1 pseudogene is annotated in these 502 nt (G+C 62.7%); it reads right to left on the reverse strand.

The window, feature by feature from the left end:
• A pseudogene (locus AWB78_RS43125) lies at positions 1-502 on the reverse strand (IS5/IS1182 family transposase); the annotation flags it as partial.

The raw sequence follows: 502 nt of genomic DNA on the forward strand, positions 1-502 counted from the left end.
CCCCGGCGTCGCGCGCTACCGCCGCCAGAACGATCGGCAATTGGCCGCTGTCGGCAGCACAGTTACCCAGTTCGGCCGCGACGATGATGTGAGCCGTGTCGTCGACAGCCGCCTGGGCATTGTAGGAGTAGTCGAAGCCGCCGCCGGCATGCTTCATGATCCGGCTTTGCGGGTCGGTAAAACTCTCCTGGGCGTCGGGCTTGGGCTCGCCGAATTTGTACTTGAAGCGGGACTTCTTTTTCGGCTTGTCGCCGCCATCCGGCGGCGTGTCGTCGTCGCTACGACCACGCGCGATATCGGCCTGACGCTGACGCTCTTCCAGACGCGCGCGTGCAGCACGGATGACCGCAAGCCGCTCCTCGCGCCGAGTGATCTCCGCTGGAATATCGAGTTCCGGCTCGTTCTTCTCGGCGTCATCGGCCACTTTCGCCTTGGCCAGCAGCGCATCGATCTGTTCTTTGAGTTCCAACTCGGCTTTCTTCATCCGCTCGTAACTCATCGC

The sequence above is a fragment of the Caballeronia calidae genome, assembly GCF_900044055.2.
Taxonomy (GTDB): Bacteria; Pseudomonadota; Gammaproteobacteria; order Burkholderiales; family Burkholderiaceae; genus Caballeronia; species Caballeronia calidae.